This is a genomic window from Actinosynnema sp., from assembly GCF_052038725.1.
The window spans coordinates 1-1,744 of the sequence record NZ_JBQGCX010001304.1 but is presented as its reverse complement, the minus strand read 5'-3'; the positions used below and the strand labels follow the sequence as shown (position 1 = coordinate 1,744).

1 protein-coding gene and 2 pseudogenes are annotated in these 1,744 nt (G+C 74.2%); 2 read left to right on the top strand and 1 reads right to left on the bottom strand.

Translation table 11 applies throughout. The features are described 5' to 3' along the window. Both ACTUAL_RS27550 and ACTUAL_RS27545 read left to right on the top strand, forming a co-directional pair. Positions 1–278: pseudogene (locus ACTUAL_RS27550) on the top strand (hypothetical protein); the annotation flags it as partial. Positions 279–483: 205 nt separating this feature from the next. Continuing rightward, on the top strand, positions 484–1,509 hold the full coding sequence (locus ACTUAL_RS27545; protein ID WP_440902281.1) for an HtaA domain-containing protein: 1,026 nt from the start codon (positions 484–486) through the stop codon (positions 1,507–1,509). On the opposite strand, the pseudogene ACTUAL_RS27540 reads toward ACTUAL_RS27545, so the two are convergent. Continuing rightward, positions 1,499–1,744: pseudogene (locus ACTUAL_RS27540) on the bottom strand (FAD-dependent monooxygenase); the annotation flags it as partial. The gene ACTUAL_RS27545 and the pseudogene ACTUAL_RS27540 overlap by 11 nt on opposite strands.

Genomic DNA, 1,744 nt, shown 5'->3' with positions numbered 1-1,744 from the left:
TGCCGCACCTGGTGCGCATGGCGGTCGGACCGGGTTACCGCGTGCTGGTGCCCGGCGTCCGTTTCCCGGCCGTGGACCGCGCGGGCAACACCACGCAGGTCGACTGCACCCAGGTGCGGGGTGGAATCATCACGATCGGCGCGCACGGCGTGGTGAACCCGAACAACGAGACGTTCACGCCGATCACCTTCGCCGTGCCCGCCCAGCAGCAGCAACAACCGGCCCCGGTCGACCCGCCGACCGCCGCGCCGACCGGGCAAGCCCCTGCGCCGCAGTAGCAACAAGCGCAGCAACCAGTTGCGGTGCTCTCGGCGACGAGCGGCAGCGCGGTGGTCGGGCAGCCGCGACCGGCGCCGCCGCGCAGCAGGAGCCCGAGCGGGACGGCAACACCTGGTTGCTCGCGGGCGCGGGTGGAGCCGCGCTGGTCGTCGTCGTGGCCGGGATCGTGGTGCTGCGCAAGCGGCGCAGGGCGGAGGTCGGGCAGTGAGGTTCACCAGCGCGGTCCTCGCGGCCGGGGTGCTGCTCGTCGTGGCTCCCGGACCGGTGTCGGCGCAGGAGGGGAGCGCGGAGCCGTCGGTGACGACGACCACGGCTCCCTCCTCGGTCAAACCGTCCACTTCGGACGGCAAGCCGAGTTCCGTCGCGAACCCGACTTCCGAGGTGCGCAAGGTCCAGGAGAGCAGCGCCACCACCGCGACGACCACCGCCTCCCAGACCTGCGGGCTGACCCAGACCACGGTCGGCAAGGACGATCTGCTGTGGGGCTTCAAGAAGAGCTTCCGGCAGTACGTGGGCGTCGGCATCGGGGGCTCGGCGGGCAGCTCCATCACCGCCGCCGACGGCGCGACCATCACCGCCGTCGACGAGGTGGTCCGCGACGGCAAGCCCAACCCGACCGGCGTGCCCACCGGGGCCTACCGGTTCTCCTTCCAGGGCGCGGAGTTCCGCACCAAGAGCGACTTCACCGCGCGCTACCGGGGCGAGGTCGAGTTCTCCTACCCCGCGCACTTCTTCACCCTGGTGCTCAAGGACCCGTCGATCGAGGTCAGCGGCGCGACCGCGACGATGCGGGCCGACATCGCCCTGTGCGCCGACCCCGGAACGCCCGCGCAACCGGTCGACCTGCCGGACGTGGCGCTGGCGAACCTGAATCCCGGCGGGGGATCCCACGTCGGTGCGGCCGGATCGCTGTCCTGGACCGGGGTCCCGGCCACGCTGACCAGCGCCGAGGCGTTCGCGGGCTTCTACCAGGCCGGGACGGCGCTGGACCCGGTCGCTCTCGTGATCGCCGCCGACTGCGCCAAGCTCCCCGAAGGGCCGCCCGCAGTGACCCCTCGCCGCCACGCCGCCCGCGCAGGCCGCTGGTGGTGGCGGCGACCTCGTGCCCGAGGTCCGCCACCGGCCGACCCAGCGGCTGGCCGGGACCGCCGTGCTGCTGGCCGCCTACCGCCCCGCGCGCCGCTGACCCCGCCCCCGGCGCCCACCGCGCCGGGGGCGGTCAGGCGCTGACCGGCGCGTTCCCGCCCAGCAGCGCGATCAGCCCGAACGGCGCGTCCTCGCCCAGGCACAGCTCCACGGTCGCGTGCGCCTCCACGGCCTCCGCCGCGCCGCGCGCGAACATCGCCTCCTCGTGCAGCGCGAACGCCCGCTCCACGTCACCGGGGTGCGCGGCGATCGCCTTCCCCAGCTCGGACCCGTCGAACATCGCCAGGTTCGCGCCCTCGCCGGACGGCGGCATCAGGTG